Source organism: Bacillota bacterium (genome assembly GCA_013178415.1).
Lineage (GTDB): Bacteria > Bacillota > SHA-98 > Ch115 > Ch115 > Ch115.
In genome coordinates, this window is the sequence record JABLXA010000019.1 from 25,866 (window position 1) to 46,027 (window position 20,162).

Consider the following 20,162-nt stretch of genomic DNA (forward strand, 5'->3'; position numbering starts at 1 on the left):
ATAGAGGTCCGTTGACTTTGCCATACTTACGGGATAGACTGATCATAAGGGCGCTTGAGCGATTTGGGCGTGTGGACGATCTGGGGTACATGGGCAATCTAAGATGGTAAAGGTTCTAAGTCTATTTCTCTCAGCCTGAACCCGGAGGCGATCTTTTCAAATGGACTGTATGGAACTGCTCGACCTGATCAAGAAGGGGAAAGACTCGACCCTCCAATTCAAGAAGGAGTTCAATAGCATAGATGCGCTGGCTGCCGAAATCTGTGCCTTTGCTAATACAAAGGGCGGGAGGATCGTTATCGGGGTCTCGGATACAGGGGAAATCACCGGTGTTCACGATTTGAACAGACTCAACCAGTGGATCTCCAATGCCGCCTCACAGAAAATCGACCCGCCTGTAGAGGTCACAACACAGAACCTGTTATGTGAGGGCAAACTGGTGGTATTAGTTGATGTCCCCCTGGGCCCCAACAAACCCTATGCAGTTCAGAAAACGGAATTCTGGCTGAAAGTGGGCGCAGATAAGAGGCGAGCCACTCGCGAAGAACTTAGGAGGCTGATGCAGGCTTCCGGTGGCCTATATGCAGACGAAATGCCAATCATGCGAGCCCATATCGATGATATCGACATGGATAGATTTAGAAGATTCTATGAACAAGAATATGGGATGAGCCTGATAGATGATGAGGAAGCATATAGGGCATTATTAAACTTAAAACTAATGCAGGGGCCTCACCCTACCCTAGCTGGATTGCTCTTATTTGGGAACAAGCCGGAGCGGCTCAGGTCCCAATTTATCGTAAAGGCTGTAGCATTCGTCGGGACGGAGATTGTTGGCCGGGAATATCTTGATAGCGAGGATATCACCGGAACCCTCTATGACCAATATAGGGATACTATGGCCTTCCTGAAGCGGAATTTGCGTAAAGTCCAAAGGGGAAGGGATGTAAACCTGCCAGGTGTTTGGGAAATACCCCAGATTGCGCTAGAAGAGGCAGTTGTAAACGCCCTTGTTCATAGGGATTATTTCATGAACGCAAGTGTAAAAATCATCATCTTTGACGATCGCGTGGAAATCATAAGCCCCGGGAGGCTCCCCAACACCGTCAGCATCCATACCATAAAACAGGGAATCCAGATCGCCCGCAACCCTATTCTATTATCATTTGTTCCGAAACTGCGCATACCTTATCGTGGCATAGGGTCGGGAATCCGGAGGATGATATTTGAGTGCAGGCAAGCGGGGCTACCGGAACCCGAGTTTATCGAGGACGAGTCAAAAGAAGAATTTAAAGTGATCTTCGCCCGGATTGCCCAATAATCCATGTATTCTCTACGGTTGATCCGCGCCGGGAGGTGGGACATTCCCCTCTTTCACAGAGGAGATGATAGACAATGATGCGCATCGGCATTGTAGGGCTTCCTAACGCAGGCAAGTCTACCCTTTTCAATGCCCTGACGCAGGCAGGCGCTCAGGTAGCAAGCTATCCGTTCACGACGATAGACCCTAATGTCGGCATAGTTCCTGTGCCGGATCCAAGACTCGACAGAATTGCCTCGATCGTTAAGCCCGAGAAGGTCACTCCTGCAACCGTCGAATTCGTGGACATAGCCGGCCTTGTAAAGGGCGCGAGCCGCGGGGAAGGCCTTGGCAACCGTTTTTTGGGACATATTCGCGAAGTTGATGCTATCGCGCATGTAATCAGGTGCTTCACAAACCCCGATGTCCCCCATGTATCCGGAAATCTCAACCCTGTGCTAGATGCCGAGATTGTGGAGACCGAGCTCATCCTGGCGGACATAGAAACAGTAAAAAAGCGTCGCGACAAGGCAGCCAAGATGCAAAAGAGCGGGGATAGGCACTACCAGGAAGAGACCATTCTCATGGATAGGCTAAAGGGCGAACTCGAAGGGGGAAAGCCTGCTAAACTGGTCCCTCTATCGGATGAAGAAAAGGCATGCATTCAGAGCCTGTTCCTCCTCACGATGAAACCTGTCGTCTACGTTGCCAATATTGGTGAAAATGACCTCAAAGACAGCGCAGCGTATTTGCGCGTATTGACAGAATGGATCCAATCTCGGGGAGAGAATGCGCCGGTGGTGGCCATATCTGCGAGACTTGAGTCCGAACTCGCTGATCTCACCCCTGACGAGGCCCAAGAATACCTTCAAGAACTTGGGATGGAATCATCGGGGCTGAAAAAGCTCGTGATCGCGGCATATAGCGCCCTTGATCTCATAACCTTCTACACTACAAAAGGAACAGAGACCAGAGCCTGGACGCTGCGCCGCGGAGAGACCGCCTTTGAGGCAGCCGGGAAAATCCATACGGATATGCAGCGAGGCTTCATCAAGGCAGAGGTGATACGATATGAGGATCTAGTGTCTGCAGGATCCTTCGCCGAGGCAAGGGAAAAAGGGCTTCTTCGTCAAGAGGGACGAGAATATCCGGTTCAGGACGGAGATGTCATCCTGTTTCGTTTCACTCAACCACCCCGGACTGAAGTCCGAGGCCTGCGGTAAAAATCTAGGCGCAGTCTCACGATTGACCCGCCCCAGCATCTGAGCTGAAGGACAAGGCGACGAGGATGCTACATTATTGGGAGGCATCCTGCGCCAGATTTTGTGAAGCCAATGGAATCAATGTGGGGCGTCCCTTAATCGAATAGCCAGAGCTGGGCCAGCGTCAAATCCGGCCCAGTCCTTCATTACCAGAGCATGAAATGTGTATGAGATATGGTCCTAACGAAGTATAGCCTTACCGACCCTATTTGGCCTGTGTTGTTAACTGGATCTGGAGCCTGAGCCGGGTTTGAAGCTCGTCACAGGATCCGCGCTGAGCTATGCACTGGAGAGCTACTTTCTCAGCTGTCTCCGCATCCACCCCGGCAAGAACAGCTCCCTGCACCGCCGCAGCAATCTTCGCAGTCTCCTCGACAGAATAGCCTGACTGTATCGCTGCCCTGACACACTCTTCTATATTGACATGGATCCGGGTTCTCAAGCGGAGCCTTTCCTGGTAGGAAGCCCCGCCGGCCTGGACCTGCGTTTGGTCCTGGGTTTGATTCTGGGTCCGGGTCTGAGTCTGAGTCTGAGTTTGGGTCTGAGCTTGAGCCTGAGTCATGGTCTGGGCTTGAGTTTGGGCCTGGTGAGTCTGAGCCTGAATCTGACCTTGGTAAGTGGCATTGAGTTCTTTGCGCAACTGCGCCTCGAGCCTGGTTCTTATCTGGGCTGATATCTCGTTCATGGCGCGGATCCTCATACATAAGGCCTCAACCTGCTCGTTCATTTCAGCCTCCAGCTCGCCACTAATTATGGCATCAGCCCCCCCACTACCTGAAGCACCTGAGCCCGGGCCAGCCTGAGCCTGTGTCTGGTTCTGGCCATTGCTACCCATGTCATCTTCGCCGGGAGATCCCACCAGATTCCAATTGTCCCCATTATCCTCATCATCGATATCCACCTTGAGCCCTGCCGGAGCATTCCCACCGATATTCGAACCGAAACCGCCATTCCCTCCATTCCCTGAACTGGCGCCATTCCCCGCGCTAGATTCAATCCCGGCGTCAGCTCCATTCCCTGTGCCAGTTCCACTCTCGATGCCAGCCCCATTCCCGCCACCATTGGGTCCTCCGCCTGACTTCCCTGCACCTACAGTCCCACTGCCGCCGGCCTTAGGTCCGGGGCCAGCTGCATATGCCATTCCCCTGGTAAATGATATCATGCCCAAAAAAGTCACAAACACTGTTATAATCACCAGCGCCCCAAGCGCCGACAACCTCCTCTTTGCGCCAATGTTTTTCCTGACCGATTTCGCCATCATGAAATCTCACTCCCCCGTTATGATATTCTGCCGCAGGATGCCACGATGTTCTGCCGCGTCCATGCGAATTGCCATAGTTGGCTATGTAAGACGGGCTCGGCTGATCCCTCGAGGCTCTATTCCCCGGAATTCCTGCCCATATCAACATGGACGCCGCAGGCTCTGGCATTGCCTTCAATTTCATATTAGGGTACAAACGGGAAGAGATTTGTGGGCTCCGTCACAGGGATTTCGTGATCTTCATCACATTTTGACTATAGATATACAGGACAAACCCAAACCTAAAACATACGGTCTAATGAGAGCGGATCAAAAGGAAAGCAGGCTGCGAAGGCTTTTTTCATCTATGATGATGATGTTCTTCTCGTGGATTTGAATTAGGCCGTCACTTTCCAGCTCAGCCAGAATGCGACTCGCAGTTTCCCTGGTAACTCCCGAAAGGTTGGCGAGTTCCTGGTGAGTTAGCTTAAGGTCGATGGTATACCCATAAGGACCTGGTCTAGAATGCTTTCTCAAAAGATCCAGGAGGGTAGATACTATCCGGCTTCTCGCATCCCCGAAACTAAGATATTCGATCTGCTGATCAGCCTCACGGAGACGGGCCGTCAGGACGCGAATGACCTTGAGAGCGATTTTCGGAATTGACGCCATAATGTCAAGGAAATGCTCTCTGGATATCATAATAAGCCTGGCGTCTTCGAGAGCCTGCGCTCCAGCGGAACGGGGGAACGCGTCAAGAAGGGACATCTCGCCGAAGCAGTCTCCTCTGGAGACCATCGCCAGCGTTTTTTCTCTTCCCCCGGCGGAGAGTCTATATATCCTGACAGCGCCATCCTTTACAATGAACATCGCGCCGCCAGGATCACCTTCGAAAAATATGTGATTTCCTTTTTTATAAATCCTCTCTTGCGCTATCGCTGCCACCCGCGCCAATTCCTCATCGGACAGGTCAGAAAATAGCTCAACCTGACGGAGGAACTCGGCCATGCTTCGTTCAGCTACCGAGTCATCCGCCTGATGCAATTGAGAATAATCGCTGTTACTTACTCTTCCCACGGCTCTCTCCATGATCCTTCATATGATTCTCCCCGTGATTCTCTGCGGGATTTTCTCCAGGCGTCTCCCCGAGTCCCTCCCCGAGAGTCTCTTCGAGACCCTCCTCAGGATTCTCTCCGGAGCTCTTTCCGTAATCCTCCCCAGCCGTCTCCCCGTTTCCGCCGGCATTCGCCCCAATCTTCCCAACCTCATCTTTTACGTTATCAATCCATCTCTTTACGCCCTGCCACATCCGCTCTTCGTTAGAGGACATGGCAGCAGGTGGCTGAGGAGGCCTCCCCGGGTGAATCGCAGTTTCCTGCCCGGCCCCCACAATGACAGATTCACCCATGGCCGTCACCTCTACCAGGCCCTCGCGGACAGATACACCAGTCGCCATTGAAGGCAATACGTACGCAGAGAAAAGCGTTCCTCTTACCCCAATCGTGGCCGCATCGGTGATCACCTCGAAACCAGGGGGCGTATCCGAGGCTATTCCAAGCACCTGGAGGATCTTTATATATACCCTTCCGAAAAACAATCTTGTCCTGAGAACCACTCGAGACTCAAAGGGAGATTCTTCCCTGTACCCCATTTGGGGTTTGAGGCCGCCCCCTTGCGCGACTTCGCCTTCTAGCCCTGAATCCTCCTGCATCCCGGAATCTACATGAGGCATGGCGGCAGAAATTGCCTCGAGCTGGAATTGGGTCTCTGGCTCGAGTCTTATCCAGCCCTTTAGCGGTCGAGCCCCCGGTCCGGGCCTGGCTCCAACTCGCTGCATAGACTCATAGACAACCTGAATCTCGGCCCACGAATTCTTTCCGGTACGGACCTTATCTGACGGTCCCAAGGGGAATCCACTTCCCACCACACGCCAGACCTTTTCCTTCCCCAGACAGACTTCCACCTTTCCTTCTACCCTGGATATGACGGCAGAGATAGCCGGCGCGGAAGCCACTGCAGTCCCCGTTCTTGAATCCAGCTGGGCGCCCCGGGACAATGCGTGAGACAGTGAAAAAGAACATAGCGACAGCATGGCTATAAGGACAAGTAAGAGACCAGCCCTCATCTTCTCCATATTGCGGAATTTCTGCTCCTGTTGGGAAAATCTTGATGGGCGTAGCATTTATCCTGACGCCTCTTCTTTCTTTGCCACTGCCTTTTCCTTTTCTCTATTGTCCCGCCTGCCCGCAATTGGCCCCACATTGCCCACGCGCTATTGTTACCTTCCATATCTCCACCGGAATGCTCAGACCCCGCAATGTCATCTGCCCAAGCCCCTCGCAGAAGAGGATTTCCCACGGAATATGGGGCGTCTTATCCTTTTGCTCATACTCCGATTCGGACGACCCACTCTGGGCCGTAGTCCCATCCGCTTGCCCCCTGACCATATGGAAACTAGCGCCATCCATGAGGATTTCTTGAGGCCCTGCAAGCTCCTCTAGCCGACTTGCTATATTGACCGTATTTCCAATGGCCGTATAATCCATGCGCCTGCCGGTCCCTATATTCCCGACCACGGCATCGCCAGATGATATGCCAATCCCGACCCGCAGGCCATACTCCATCTTCCCTACTTCATCCAGGATCTCAATAGCAGCTTTGATTGCCCGGGATGCATGGTCTTTTAGCGGCGCCGGCGCGCCAAAAATAGCCATTATGCCATCACCCATGAATTTATCCAAAGCCCCACCCTCCCGGATCACCGCCTCCCCCATCACTTTGAGGTATTGATTCAGAACGTTCACTGCCATCTCAGGGTCTTTGACTGATGCAAATGTCGTAAAACCCCTTATGTCTGCAAAAAGGATAGTCACCTTGCGACGCGATCCTCCGAGGGCGTATCCACCCGGGGCGGATAGGATCTCCCGGACGACCTCCGGAGCCAGATACCGTTCAAAAGTCTTCCTCACTTCATAGCGTTTCTTTTTCTCGACGACCAGCGCCTGAACCAGAGTAGCAATGTATGAGACCGCTATGGCTGTCACGACAGGCACTATATCTAGCCACAGGCCGTATCGCCAGAGAAGTGCGAATCCAGCGCCTATCGCGAATACCATCGATATGAGGGCCGGGAACAGAGCATGAAGAAAAACAGGAAATCTACCGGCTCCCCAATCGCCTCCTACGTCTGCCCCGGGAATCCCGGGAACTCCAAAAGCCCCGGCTGCGCCCGCTGCTAGGCTCCCCGCCGCCATCATGCCCACTGTGACCAGAGGGCTCACTCTTTTGATGAAAGCGCCGGATAAAATGGTATCAAGCGCCATAGCGTTTATTCGCAGCCCCGATGTCACCCCTCCCGGGACAGAGAGAGGCGTTGGATAGAAATCTCTGAGTCCCCTGGCTTCCATGCCGATGATGACAGCTTTCCCCTTGAATGTCTTACTGGGGATCTTTCCTGCCAGCACTTGATGATAGGGAACCACGAGCATGCCATGGCTGGATGGAGCCAGCCCACGGAGATAATTTATGAACATGCTGCTAGTCGCGTCCAGCGGGATCCCGAGCGGCTTTCCGCCGTCCCCGACCAATTCAAGATACCGGCCCGGAGCCAGGTTCATAGATTTCTCCGAGATTCCCAGATAAACTCTGGCGAGCTCCACGGGCAGGGAGAGATATAACCTCCCCTCCCCTTTTACCGCGACGGGCACCCTTCGCACCATACCGTCATCATCAGTAAGAGCGACTATATGGCCGACCCCGGCGGCCGCTCTGCGCAACGGCTCCAAAGGCAGGATTTCACCGATCCCCTGGAAGAGCCTTGACCCCGGAGTCATAAATTTGCCAGCGAAAGCCCCCGCAAGTACCACATTGCCTGACGCGATGCTTGCATCAGCCAACCTTTTGTCCCCTATTATATCTTTCGTGTCTGGTTCGGAAAACATTATATCAAAACCTATTGCCTTTGCACCCGCTCGCGACAGGATTTCCGTCAATCTCGCATGAATCGAACGGGGCCACGGCCATTGGCCGATCTGTTGTAGAGAAGCATCATCAATTACCACTAGAACTACGGGAGAATCTCCATTCAAGCTGCGTTGAGAGGAAAATATGCGTGCCCCAGCTCTCATTCTGACATCATAGGTCATGAGTTCCAAGGGTTCAAAGGTGCCTTTCAGAAAGAGCAAAATCAGCAGCAATAAAATCGAGAGACCCAGTTTGAGATGAGAAATCCATCCCGGCGAACCCGCATCGCCACCTGACACAAGTAAAGCTCGAATTGCTCCGGCCACGGGAGCGACTATGCGGCCCGGCCTTTTCAAAAGGACTCCCCTCCCGGGTTATTATACCATGTTTCCTGTTCTATGGGAAAGACGGAAATTTATTCATGAAATACTATCGAGATTATTGACATTTCCCACATCAGGCTAGCTGGGTAAAATAACCATGCTTATTTGCATTCTCTGGCAGGGAAAAGCTAGATAGGGACGAATATATTCTTAATAGACTCTCATACTGCTAGTGATGACGAAAACCGCAGCGCGCATTCTTTGGGTCAGTCCCTATGCCGGCCCAACTGACGCCATCAAAGAGGGAGATCTTTTCATGTCAATGAGATTAAAGGACCCGGTCAGCGGATTCAGCCATCTATTTGGTAGCCTGAGCCATTTCTACTTTATCTACCTTCTAGCGTGAAATGAAAGGGAGTGCCCATATGAGATACTCTGATAGTCGACAGGGTCCGGGGCGCCAAGCTTTATGATTTTCGGGCTGTTTATGCCCTTGAAGGCATTCCTGGTATCAAGTATCAACATCGAGTGCTCTTCAATCCATCTATAGTCGTAAACCGAATGATCAGTGCAGAGAACAACACAATCTGCAGCTTTCAGCTGCTCCTCAGTCAATTCAATGGATTCCACCACCTCACCGTTGAAGAGGATATTCCTGCAGTATGGGTCATGATAGGCTACCAGGGCTCCCTCCCCCCTGAGTAAACGGTATATCTCCAGGGCGGGGGACTCTCGTATATCATCGATGTCTCGTTTGTATGCCAATCCCAGGAGAAGTATGCTCGCTCCTTTTATATCCTTTCCCTCTCTTTTGAGCGCCTGGCAGACCCTATATATGACATGCCCCGGCATGCTTCTGTTGATATCGCTCGCCAACTCAATAAATCTCTCATAGAAACCTAGACGTTCGGCCTTCCAGGATAGGTAGATTGGATCCAGCGGTATACAGTGGCCGCCCACCCCAGGCCCGGGGTAAAATGGCATGAAGCCAAAAGGCTTCGATGACGCGGCGTCTATGGTTTCCCATATATCCACTCCTATGCGTTCGCAAAGCAAGGCCATTTCGTTTATAAGGGCTATATTGACACTGCGGAAGGTGTTTTCAATGAGCTTGACCATCTCGGCCGTTGTTGCGGAACTGACAGGTATAACCCGAGAAATAAATGTTCCGTATAATAGCGACCCTAGCCTCGTACACTCAGGCGTAACTCCACCTACCACTTTCGGTATATCGCTCATTTTAAACTTAGGATTTCCTGGATCTACTCTTTCAGGAGAAAAACAAATGAAGACATCCGTCCCGGCGCGATAGCCCATAGCCTCGAAGGAATCCTGTAGAAGTTCTTCGGTGGTCCCTGGATAGGTTGTGCTTTCAAGGACGATAAGCATTCCCCTATGGGCATGCATTTTCAAAGCATTCACCGCTGACACCAAATATGTTAGATCGGGAACCTTCTCTTTTCCAACGGGAGTCGGTACGCATATGCTGACGGTATCCGCCCTGCTTAGACGATCAAAATCTTGGATGGGTTCCAGCATGCCCGATGATACTGCTTGCTGAACGTCGGTTTCTGGCACGTCAATTATGTAAGACTTACCCTCAGTGAGCAGCCTGATCTTCTCCGGATTCACATCTATGCCCGTCACATGAAATCCAGCTTTACACATTGCTATAGCAAGTGGCAACCCCACATATCCTAGTCCGATCACTGCTGCACTGGCACGCCTTGAGAGGATTTTGGCTTCCAACTCTCTGGCTACAGAATCACCAGACATGAAACCACCGCCCTTCTATTGGCCCAACCCCATCACTTTGGAACCCAGACCCCGCCTTAACTTGCCGCACCTGTCGCGTCCCCCAGCTAGTATCAGTCGAATTCAGGATGGCCTGGTAGATCTGCCATGAAAATACAAATGCATTTAGGAAAACAAACACAAAGGCATACAGCCAAAGCCCATCTCGCCGATGAATCCGGTAATACAGCCCGTAAAGAGCCCCAAGAATCATAAGGCCGGCAAGATAACCCCATCGGGTGGCGGGGCTCATGACGAGCGAACGAATGAGCACAATAGGTGAACAAAGCGTAAAGAAAACCGACAAATAGTAGGGTATAGATGCCCCGGGATTCCTCCGCCACATATGGGTAACAGCGATTAGGGTCTCGCGAAACCATGATTTTTTCCACCTGAGTTGCTGCCGGAAATACCCTCTCCAAGTTTCAGGAACTATAGTCCGGACTATCGCATCTGACATATACAAGAGAGAATATCCCTCTCTGAGCAAGAGATTCGTCAGGCTACGATCATCACCAAAGGTACACCTCTTGCCGAGGAAAGTCTGGTTTTTCCATCTCTCCAGGACCTTCAGCACCGCGCTCCGACGATATGCTGAGTAACATCCGGAGCAGCACGTAACACTTTTGAAGACACTTTCAGACGCCTTGATAATGCGGAATGAGACAAAATATCTGACTGCCTGCATTTTGGTAAGCAGGTTGCGTTCCTTGTTTAAGACATCAGCATGCCCTACAACAGCGCCAACCTTGGGATCTGCAAAAGCTCTAACCAGAGGAACAAGGGACCCCGGCTCTATAACGCTATCAGAGTCAATGAACACCACTATTTCGGATTCCGAGCGGCATATGCCCTCGACCATTGCGGAACGCTTGCCGCGATTGACATCCCAGTTTATAGCCTCCACCTGGGGAAACATGTCCGCGGCACGGGCAATCTCCTGCCAGGTCCCGTCTGTCGAACCGTCATTTACCACGATGATCCGAAGCTGGCCAGGCGGGTAACCTACCGTGCAGCATGCCTGGATTGTCTTGAAGATGGCCTTCTCTTCATTCATCGCAGGGATTACAATTGTTACGGACGGGTAGAAGTCCCTTGTAGTGCCTTCTGCAACCAATCGCTCAGGAGCGTAAAGTAGCAGGCAAAATAGACGAAACATCAGATAGGACGTGGCCATCAGGCCATATATACCGAAGACAGGATCATTGTGTATGAATCTGAGATGGTGAATCTTGAGTCTTATCAGTATCGCTATGACCGCCAGCCAGAGGACAAAAACGGCTATGTCGTTTGTGGGCATAAGTAAAATGCGAAGGCGTTCCCCCGGATGATCTGGTGCTCCTCAGCGTCTACACATTCTATAATTTCCTGCTCTACTCGCCCTCCTGTAGAACGATTGCTCGGGGCAGAATCACTTCAAATGTACTACCCTCACCAAGTCTGCTTCTTGCGGCGATGGAGCCTCCATGCAGCTCCGCTATGGTTTTCGCTATGGCTAGTCCCAGGCCTATGCCGCTTGTCATATCCATCCCATTTATGGAAGCCGCCCGAGACCTTGAGCTGTCGACCCTGTAAAATCGATCGAAGATTCTCGGCAATTCCTCCTCAGGAATTCCAGGCCCCGTGTCAGAGATCATGACGTGGATGGAGTCATCTTCCACCTTCATTTCTATTTTGATCCTCCCGCCGTGCGGGGTGTATTTTACCGCATTGTCAACGATATTCCTGAACATCCGCATGAGTTGAACTCTATCCCCATTTACTATATATGTCTGCAACCTTGCAGTAGCTGGCGCACATTCTATGTCTATCTCCTTTAATGACGCTAGTCTTACTCCATAGTCAAAGACATCCCCCAGCAAAGTACTCAAATCGACCGGCGCAACATTCAGTTTCATCTGGCGGAAATCTGCCCGCGCAAAAAACAGAAGGTCATCGATAATATGGGAAAGCCTGCTCGCCTCATCTCTTACATTCAAAAGAGCTGCACGACATTTTTCCATGGTAGGATTTGGATCCCTTAATGCTATATCTGCAGCGCTTCTTATGACAGTGAGAGGCGTGCGGAGCTCATGTGAGACATCGGCTGTAAACTGCCGTTCCTTCTGAAACTGATCATCCAAACGGCCCAACATCTCATTGAAAGTGCGGGCCAACCGTCCCACTTCATCATCTACGTTCTGTAAATCTAGTCTCAAGCTCAGATCTTTGGCAGTGATCTTTCGCGCGGTTCGAGTTATGGCGTCAATTGGCGCAAGGGCCCGCCACGCCATCAGGTATCCGGTTATCCCCGCAAGAACGAGAGCCCCCAGGATGAGAGATCCAAGTATGAGCCGCAGGCGTGTCAAGGTGGATTCCAATGTAAAGAGTGATCGACCTACAACCACAACGCCAACCTGTTCACCCCTCATTTCAAGGGGAACGCACAGGAAGCGAATGGCCTCCTTTTCGCTTGCTCTCAGGGTGCCGATCACCGAATCTCCATGCAGAGCCGGACCAATGACATCAGGTCCTGCAGGCAGAACTTTGCTTGAATCTCCTGAGGTGGCTCTGATATGCCCGGCCATATCCAATATGATAAATGGGATGTTCGTCGAGGTTGAAGACAAATGTGTTCTGCCTGATATTCTGGGGTGGTCTGCACTGCCGTTGGCGATTGTAAGCCCGTCTGGACCAACGTCGATTGTGGCTTCAATTTGCTCAGTCCTTGTCTGTAAGGCTGCGTCAAGATCACTGTAAAGACTCCTTTCCATGGATACATATACAAGGACACTGAATCCGATAAGCATGGCGGCAAGCAGAAAAACATACCAAGCAGTGAGTCGCGTGCGAACGTTCGTCAAGCAGATCTTGATTTTCGAGAACGCTTCAGAGGATGTTCTTACTATATGGTTCATTTAGCTATTTGACCCACCCGAGACAAGACGATAGCCTTCACCACGGACCGTCTCCAATAATCTAACATTGAAGCCTTCGTCGATCTTCCTTCTGAGGTAGCGGATGTAGACATCTACCAGATTAGAATTCGAGACGAAGCCATATCCCCATACATGTTCTTCGATAGCTCCACGAGTCACTATCTGATTTGGATGGCGCATCAGGTATTCGAGGATACGGTATTCAGTGCCAGAGAGCTGCACTCGCCTGTCGCCCCGTATAGCCTCATGCGTCGCAGTATCCAGACTAAGCTCCCCCACCGTCAAGTTTTCCGATTTCAATTCCCTGGCCCTGCGCAAGAGCGCCCGCAAACGCGCGACAAGTTCATCAAAGGAGAATGGCTTAGTGAGGTAGTCATCAGCTCCCGCATTTAGGCCTGCTACCTTGTCATTCACCTCATCTTTGGCCGTGAGGATCAAAATCGGGGTTTCGTTGCCTTCCTCCCTGAGTCTGCGGCATACAGTAAGCCCATCCATCCCAGGAAGCATTAGATCGAGGATAATAACGTCATAGTCTGTGCATGAGGCCTGTTCATACGCCATATTTCCATCATGCGCCACATCAGCAGTGAAACCCTCATTCTCGAGTCCCTTCTTTATAAGGGATGCGAGTTTGACTTCATCTTCGACCACCAGGGCAAGCATAGCATCAACCTTTCATCCAGATTATCCTGTCAGAACAACCCAGCGCTTGAACAGGCTAGGAGGTATCCCGCTTTTCGGACCATGTCTTCTATGCTTTTATCATAATCTCCATATGGATAGCTGAAAATATTGACATCTTCATTAAGCAAGTTCTTGAGGAGGATCCTGGAGCAATATATCTCATGCCATGCTCTATCTTTACTGACGAGGGTAAGGCGAGGGTGAGTCAAAGTTCTGATTACTTCCTTCTCCCCTCATGTAACATATTCCTGAACAGTCAAGCCTGTGTCCCAAACTATGGATAGCCAACTCCAACTAGTGGATCCAGAATCGTCAGACCTCTCTTTCGATCACTCAAGACGCGGATAAGCGAAATTTGAGCGATCTCAAGAGCGATGTGAAATGCCCCGGGATGCGGTTTCTCATATCCGATTGCAGCGGAGGAAAGGCACTTTGTGACTAGCACGAATCCGGCGCGAGACCTTCATTGCTGCATGCCCCTTACACGAGCTATGAATCCCCGCATATAGGGTTTGACAGAGGGTAACCCCCTGCCCTGGGCCTCCCATTGCGCCCTTTCAATGGTAGGTCAGACTTGTGCAAACAGGCCACTGGGTTGCCGCTATCACCGGTCTACCATTTCTTAAACACAAAGAAGACCGCCCCAATGATCATGAGGAAACCCACTATATAGTTCCATTTGAGCTGCTCCCTGAGATATACCACGGAAAAGACGCTAAAAACCACCAGAGTTATGACCTCCTGAATGGTTTTCAACTGGGCTGCCGAGAACTGGGAATATCCTATGCGGTTAGCAGGGACCTGGAAGCAATATTCCACAAAGGCGATAAGCCAGCTAGCTATAATCGCCTTCCATAAGGGGGATTCCCTATATTTCAAGTGTCCATACCACGCAAAGGTCATGAAGATATTGGAGATAGATAAGAGGATAACCGTCTTCATCCCGTTTTCTCGCCTTCTTCTTTCGGGGTATCGAATTCGGATATCATATTACCATGTAGTTTCGGTTACCTTCGTTCTGACGGATTTACCTAACGCCTTCACCCGTTCAGCCGTGTTCCGGATACTGATATAAGCAACGGGATCTCTATTTCGCTATGGATTTCCAAAATCCTTGTATCCTGTGATCTGCAGGTATGTGGTAAATTTAGCCGGAGGGGCGATCTCGCGGCTCAGTCGCCCCAAGGTATTACAGGTATGGCATTGGAACATGTTCAGCCCCTCAATATAGAGTTCAAGCGGGTTGAGATGCGGTTCATCAGCCCGTGAGACTTCAGATGGGAAAGTCAGATGCATCATGACCCAAAGCAGCACGGGAATGAAGAAGGTGGTTGATTTGACGCCGAAGGAATATACCTGACAATGGGCAGGAGATAGGAACACATGGGCGGTGGCGGGGCGAACCCTCGGATGCAGGTGCCCCGCCATCATCGTTCATTTTATGGCTCCGGCTGTCAATCCCTTTACCAGGTATCTCTGTATAAATGCAAATGCAATAGCCACAGGGATGACGGCTATTGTTGAGGCAGCCATCATCTCATGCCAATAGACTATGTTGTACCCTGAGAAATCATACAACGCCAATGTGATAGGCTTTAGGGCACTATTCGTAAGGAATGTCAACGGAAACATGAGCTGATCCCATCCCATGATAAAAGCATATATGCCTGCTGCAGCCAACCCAGGTGCGGCTAATGGCAACATAACCCTGTACAGGGCTTGAATCCTGCTACAACCATCTACCATTGCTGCCTCTTCTAGCTCTCTGGGGATACTGTCAAAATAACCATGGAGAAGCCATATGACCATTGGTAGAGTGAAGGCAGCGCTGGTTACGATCACTGAGGTAAGGGTATTCAGAAGGCCATAGGCGCGGATCACTTTATATAGAGGAAGAATAAAGACAACAGGAGAAATCATCTGACTGGCTAGTATCCCAAATAGAAGGGAATTGCGCAAGGAAGTGACAGTCCTGCTGATTCCATAAGCTGCAGGAGCTCCCAATAGTATCGAGAGGATTCCGGTCGCGCCCGCAATTGCGAGACTGTTTTTAAAGGGTATATAGAACTTATACTGTCCACTCCATACAGTAAGGTAGTTTGACCACTCTGGTTTTCCAGGGAATAGCTTTGGAGGCCATTCAAATAACGAATCATAGGATTTGAGACTCGTGCCTATCATCACGATAACAGGGAATACCATCAATCCTATGAGCAGAATCAACAACAAATGGGTCATCATCAGATCCAGGGTCTTTCTTCTGTTCAAGCCTGCTCACCCCCGCGCCTAAGGATGCGCCAATAAAGTATGCTAAATGCCATCAGGATAATTAGTGTAACAGTCGCATATGCCGAACTCATTCCAACATCGTAGTTGGAGAAAGCTTCACGGTAAGTCTTGACCACTAGGATTTCTGTAGCGTTCAGTGGGCCGCCCCCTGTCATTGTCCAGATAATGTTAAATGAATTAAAAGTCCAGATTATTGATAATGTTGTTGCGGCCAGCAGTACCGGGATAAGAAGCGGCATGGTTATAAAGCGAAACTTGTGCCATGATCCAGCCCCGTCTACTGACGCCGCTTGATAGATGTCATTCGGTATAGATTGTAGCCCCGCCAGGAATACAATGGCCATAAACGGAACCCCCCTCCACATGTCTACAACCATTGCAGCGAGAAATGCAGAGGTCGTATTCCCAAGCCAGGAGTAATGATCGGATAGAATGCCAAGTTTCATCAGATAGTAGTTGAGCATTCCATATTGACCATTGAAAATCCATTTCCATACAATTGCGCCTATCACCTGAGGCGTAGCCCACGGAACAAGCAGCAGAACACGATATACTGCATTACCGCGGAATTCCTTGTTTAGCAGGACTGCTATGAGCAACCCGATTAAACTCTTCCCCAGGACAGAACCTAAGGTCCATACAGTTGTTCTAAGAAGGGTGCTCCAGAATCCTGGATCGATAGCAAGGGTGATGAAATTCGTAAACCCTATAAGAGTGGAGCCAGCCATAGGATTGATCAACGATTCCTTGAATACTGAAGATTTCAAGGTGGTAAGTAGTGGGAACCCTATTATGGCTATCATGCATATGAGTGCGGGCAAGGTCGCAACCAGTGCCGTCTTCTGTTGGTCATCCAATTTGATCTTAGTACTCATGATTGGCCTCCTATCACCAAGAGAGGGGGCATCCCACCCCCATCCCCTCATACCGCCAGACATGTAGACCCTCATCCGGCGGTTCGCGGCCCATTCCGGGCATACAAAGAGCGGCGGGTATGTTCGAATACCCGCCAGAAAAAGGACACCAGGGTTACTTCTTTGAGGAGGCAGGGACTAGACCCTGCTCTTCGATCTCACGTGCGGCCTCTTTCACTGCCTGCTCAGGTGTGGCCTTCTGTAAAAGTACCTTCTGAATCATCTCAACTATAATCTTCTGCATAGGCTCCCAACGGAGCGGTTGAGGCTGTGGCACTCCATATTGGGCCATCTTAATAAAAGTAGAGAAATATGGATCTTTCTGAAATTCCGGCAATCCAGCAATCTTAGGCCCTTGAGGAACAAGGCCTCCGATCTTATCTCTAAATATCTGCTCTTGCTCGCTTGTTATGAAGTCAAGCAGTAGCCAGGCTTCCTTAGGATGCTTGGTCTTACTATATATCCCCGTGCAGTCGGAAACCAATTCAGTCGCTATACCCTCCGGCCCAGCAGGGAGCAAGGCCGCCGCATAAGGGGTCTTTGGATTCTGTGGAGGCCTCCCCACGGACCTGCCTCCCCATGGCCCACTTACGAACATCGCAATCCGGCCAGCAGCAAATAACTCTGGCAATTGTTCACGGTGGTATTCAAGGGGATTCGGAACGACCTTATGTACTGTATATAGATCTCGATAGAATCTGAGGGCTTCTATGGCTCGAGGACTATCTAAGATGAGATTTCCTTTTTCATCGAATACGTTCCCACCCGCCTGGAATAAATAACAGAAGTACTGAGAGAGCGTGCTAACATGATTTGCCCCGGCAATGGCGAATCCATAGATGCCCGGATGCTCTTCTTGCACCTTCTTCGCGACTTTGACAAGTTCATCCCATGTCTTTGGAGGCGTTTTAATTAAATCACTTCTATAAATCAAGGCCTGGGTGCTATATGCCCGTGGCATTGCATATAGTTTGCCCTTGTATGTCATCGCTTTAATAAGGCCTGGATAATACATGTTACGTTTATCTTGTGTTACTAGTTTATCGAGCGGCATAAAGGCTCCCATTTCGACAAACTCTGGGAGCCATCTTGCTCCTATTTGTATCACATCTGGGCCGTCTCCGGCCATGATCATGTTGACAAGCCTATCGTGCACCAAATCCCAAGGAACGTCAAGCAGCTCAACCTTTATATTAGGATATTTGGCTTCAAACCTTTCCAGGTGACCCTGCCATGTCTGGCGGGATACTGGCTGGTCGCCACCCGGATATAGCCAGCGTATTGTAACCTTCTCTGCTCCAAATGCACCTGACGAAGATATGGCGACAGTTAGGATCACGATAAGGAACCAAGAGAATGACAAAGCGCACTTCTTTCTCATGTAATATGGTACCTCCTATCTCCTTGTGGGATTATAGTATATCGCGGTACATCGAAGCCTATATCCTGTCTACTGGATCCCTCCTTTTTGCGGCATGCAGGTGATAAATAAGGGGAAGTGGTTGAATGGGACAAGATCGGATCTCCAGGAAAACATTTCGCATCCTCATTATACTAAGGAAATCCTGCATGGTCAATATATTAATTCTTGTGTCGAAAATACTTCCAGCTCTTTCATCATTCAAACGGTAGAATGTTTATATTGAGATTCCGCAAAATTATTGGTATCATCTATTTAACGGTGTATGCCGATGCAACATTGACGAAGACTTATTTCTAATCCTGTATAAAGTTTGAGTCTGCATGATTTGGCCGCTAGAATAACCCGTAATGGGAATACCAGAGGGAGGAAACAGCCTTTGAAAGCCATAAAGACAACAGCTAGCTCCGCGCTGGCAAAACAAATCAATCGCTCGCTAATTCTAGACTGTCTATCGAAATATGCACCCCTTTCCCGGTCCGACATAGCGAGGCTTACTCGATTAAGCCCATCCACGGTCTCAGGGATAATTGATGAACTGATCAAGGCGAAATTCGTTCTAGAGATACAATCTGGGCCATCAACGGGCGGAAGAAAGCCCATACTTCTAGGTTTTAACCATTCGGCCAGGATGGCCATTGTCGTGGAAGTGACAGTGAGCATGATCCGAGCCGCCAGTGTAGATCTAGGGGGTGCCATAGGGTTATTATCTGAAATTCCATCTAGTGATTTATCTACTGAGGAACTGGTTGGGAAGATACTTGAGGTTATAGCCAGGATACTTGCCAGGATTCCCAAAAGGCATCGCGAAGTTGTTGGCGTAGGAATCGTCATACCAGGCATAGTGAATACTGCGGAGGGATTGGTGATCCGTTCCTCTCGCCTGAACTGGACGAACGTGCCACTTGGCAAGATAGTATCAAGAGAATTTTCAGTCCCTGTTCTCATTGAAAGGGACGTGAGGGCCGCAGCCTATGGAGAAAGGATTTTCGGCAAGGCCAAAGGAGTAAGCAGTTTTGTATATGTAACTATAGGAAAGGGCGGTATAGGGGCCGGTATAGTGATTGATGACAATCCTTATCCAGGAGCTAATATGAGGGCTGGCGAATTGGGACATATAACAGTGGCTCTTGGAGGCGAAAGATGTTCCTGCGGGAATGCCGGATGCCTTGGCACCTTTATTGGAGGGGATGTGCCGGACATCCAGACTGACACCCTCATAGAATACTGTGGCGCAGGTATCGTGAATCTTGTGAACCTTATCGACCCAGAGATGGTCATATTGGGTGGCGAATATATTGACTCAATTCCCGGACTAGCGACAGCCATTGGAGAATTCGTTCATAATAGGGTTCTACCTGTCCCCATCGATTCACTAAAAGTGGTCCCCTCAGAACTGGGCCCGAAGGCTTATCTCCTTGGTATGGCCAGTCTTGTTTTCAACAGTATCTTAGGAGCGTAGATTATTTTGTGTAAATGGTCTTTTCATATGATCCCCCGCCACGGGCCATAGGGCAGACGCAGCCACCTCCATCCGGTCACCGAACTGAAGAATGAGCTGCGATATACAGTCTGCCCATTCCCTTACTGGCGTAGTCCATTTCTTGGTCATGTCCATGGTAGCAATGCCTTATCTGTACTTCCAATTGAGGTAGGACCACCATCTTCGAAACCCTCGACATTCGCAACATGAAACCACTTGGGACTTCTGTGGAACCTTGCCGAGTTGTTTCAGCACCGGCTCCAGTATGCAGGCTTGAGACTCCAAGTCTGAAGCTTGGCAAGTTCTATAATATTCGGGGCATCAAAGCCTTCCGGGAAAATGACCCATTTCCATACTCCTTCTCCTACAACCTGCCTCTCTAGCTCTAGATTACCGGTCATCAGATTAATGCTGCCAGGCGATGAAGGTACGCTCACACCTGACCTGTTTGAAGAACCGTCAAATAAGTTTGATATCAGTGCATTGGCTGTAGCAAGGAAGTCCACTGGATTCAAACTCCCCCCGCCTATCGGTACTGCATCCGGAATCCGTCCGTTCATATCGATGAAATC

Annotated in this window: 18 protein-coding genes; 3 read left to right on the top strand and 15 right to left on the bottom strand. The window is 50.2% G+C overall.

The features are described 5' to 3' along the window. Positions 1-160: 160 nt before the first annotated feature. Positions 161-1,321 carry a transcriptional regulator gene (locus HPY52_13710; protein NPV81307.1) on the top strand — a complete coding sequence of 387 codons (1,161 nt, stop codon included), beginning with the start codon at positions 161-163 and terminating at the stop codon, positions 1,319-1,321. Between the two features lie 77 nt (positions 1,322-1,398). Continuing rightward, positions 1,399-2,523, top strand: coding sequence for a redox-regulated ATPase YchF (gene ychF / locus HPY52_13715; protein NPV81308.1), 1,125 nt, complete (start codon positions 1,399-1,401; stop codon positions 2,521-2,523). A gap of 244 nt (positions 2,524-2,767) precedes the next feature. Here ychF and HPY52_13720 read toward each other — a convergent pair whose 3' ends face one another. From HPY52_13720 to HPY52_13785, 14 genes are all read right to left on the bottom strand, one after another. Continuing rightward, positions 2,768-3,820: a hypothetical protein gene (locus tag HPY52_13720; GenBank protein NPV81309.1), complete on the bottom strand. Its 1,053-nt coding sequence runs from the start codon at positions 3,818-3,820 to the stop codon at positions 2,768-2,770. A gap of 312 nt (positions 3,821-4,132) precedes the next feature. Continuing rightward, entirely contained in the window at positions 4,133-4,879 is a 747-nt protein-coding gene (locus tag HPY52_13725; protein ID NPV81310.1) for a Crp/Fnr family transcriptional regulator, read from the bottom strand. Then, positions 4,863-5,936, bottom strand: coding sequence for a hypothetical protein (locus HPY52_13730; GenBank protein NPV81311.1), 1,074 nt, complete (start codon positions 5,934-5,936; stop codon positions 4,863-4,865). Before HPY52_13730 ends, HPY52_13725 begins: the two co-directional genes overlap by 17 nt. 94 nt (positions 5,937-6,030) lie before the next feature. Then, positions 6,031-8,121, bottom strand: coding sequence for an adenylate/guanylate cyclase domain-containing protein (locus HPY52_13735; protein ID NPV81312.1), 2,091 nt, complete (start codon positions 8,119-8,121; stop codon positions 6,031-6,033). 357 nt (positions 8,122-8,478) lie between these two features. Then, on the bottom strand, positions 8,479-9,864 hold the full coding sequence (locus HPY52_13740) for a nucleotide sugar dehydrogenase (protein ID NPV81313.1): 1,386 nt from the start codon (positions 9,862-9,864) through the stop codon (positions 8,479-8,481). Beyond that, a complete protein-coding gene (locus HPY52_13745) occupies positions 9,854-11,182 on the bottom strand; it encodes a glycosyltransferase (protein ID NPV81314.1) in 1,329 nt (442 codons plus the stop codon). Before HPY52_13745 ends, HPY52_13740 begins: the two co-directional genes overlap by 11 nt. 73 nt (positions 11,183-11,255) lie before the next feature. Then, a complete protein-coding gene (locus tag HPY52_13750) occupies positions 11,256-12,779 on the bottom strand; it encodes a HAMP domain-containing protein (GenBank protein ID NPV81315.1) in 1,524 nt (507 codons plus the stop codon). After that, positions 12,780-13,463 (bottom strand): response regulator transcription factor, encoded by a 684-nt coding sequence (locus HPY52_13755; protein ID NPV81316.1) that lies wholly within the window; start codon positions 13,461-13,463, stop codon positions 12,780-12,782. Between the two features lie 29 nt (positions 13,464-13,492). Then, positions 13,493-13,693, bottom strand: a complete 201-nt coding sequence (locus tag HPY52_13760; protein ID NPV81317.1) for a polysaccharide deacetylase family protein — start codon at positions 13,691-13,693, stop codon at positions 13,493-13,495. A 403-nt stretch (positions 13,694-14,096) separates the two neighbouring features. After that, complete coding sequence (locus HPY52_13765; GenBank protein ID NPV81318.1) at positions 14,097-14,426, bottom strand: DMT family protein; 330 nt, start codon at positions 14,424-14,426, stop codon at positions 14,097-14,099. 153 nt (positions 14,427-14,579) lie between these two features. Further along, entirely contained in the window at positions 14,580-14,867 is a 288-nt protein-coding gene (locus HPY52_13770; GenBank protein NPV81319.1) for a hypothetical protein, read from the bottom strand. 51 nt (positions 14,868-14,918) lie between these two features. Beyond that, positions 14,919-15,752 (bottom strand): carbohydrate ABC transporter permease, encoded by an 834-nt coding sequence (locus tag HPY52_13775; protein ID NPV81320.1) that lies wholly within the window; start codon positions 15,750-15,752, stop codon positions 14,919-14,921. Further along, positions 15,749-16,576: a sugar ABC transporter permease gene (locus tag HPY52_13780; GenBank protein NPV81321.1), complete on the bottom strand. Its 828-nt coding sequence runs from the start codon at positions 16,574-16,576 to the stop codon at positions 15,749-15,751. The genes HPY52_13775 and HPY52_13780 overlap by 4 nt, the downstream gene beginning before the upstream one ends. A gap of 226 nt (positions 16,577-16,802) precedes the next feature. Beyond that, positions 16,803-18,068, bottom strand: a complete 1,266-nt coding sequence (locus HPY52_13785) for a sugar ABC transporter substrate-binding protein (protein ID NPV81322.1) — start codon at positions 18,066-18,068, stop codon at positions 16,803-16,805. 418 nt (positions 18,069-18,486) lie between these two features. On the opposite strand from HPY52_13785, the gene HPY52_13790 reads away from it, so the two are divergent. Further along, a complete protein-coding gene (locus HPY52_13790; protein ID NPV81323.1) occupies positions 18,487-19,569 on the top strand; it encodes an ROK family protein in 1,083 nt (360 codons plus the stop codon). Positions 19,570-19,838: 269 nt separating this feature from the next. On the opposite strand, the gene HPY52_13795 is transcribed toward HPY52_13790, so the two are convergent. After that, the gene (locus tag HPY52_13795; GenBank protein NPV81324.1) at positions 19,839-20,105 is read right to left on the bottom strand and encodes a hypothetical protein; all 267 of its coding nucleotides are present in this window, start codon (positions 20,103-20,105) and stop codon (positions 19,839-19,841) included. Positions 20,106-20,162 lie beyond the last annotated feature (57 nt).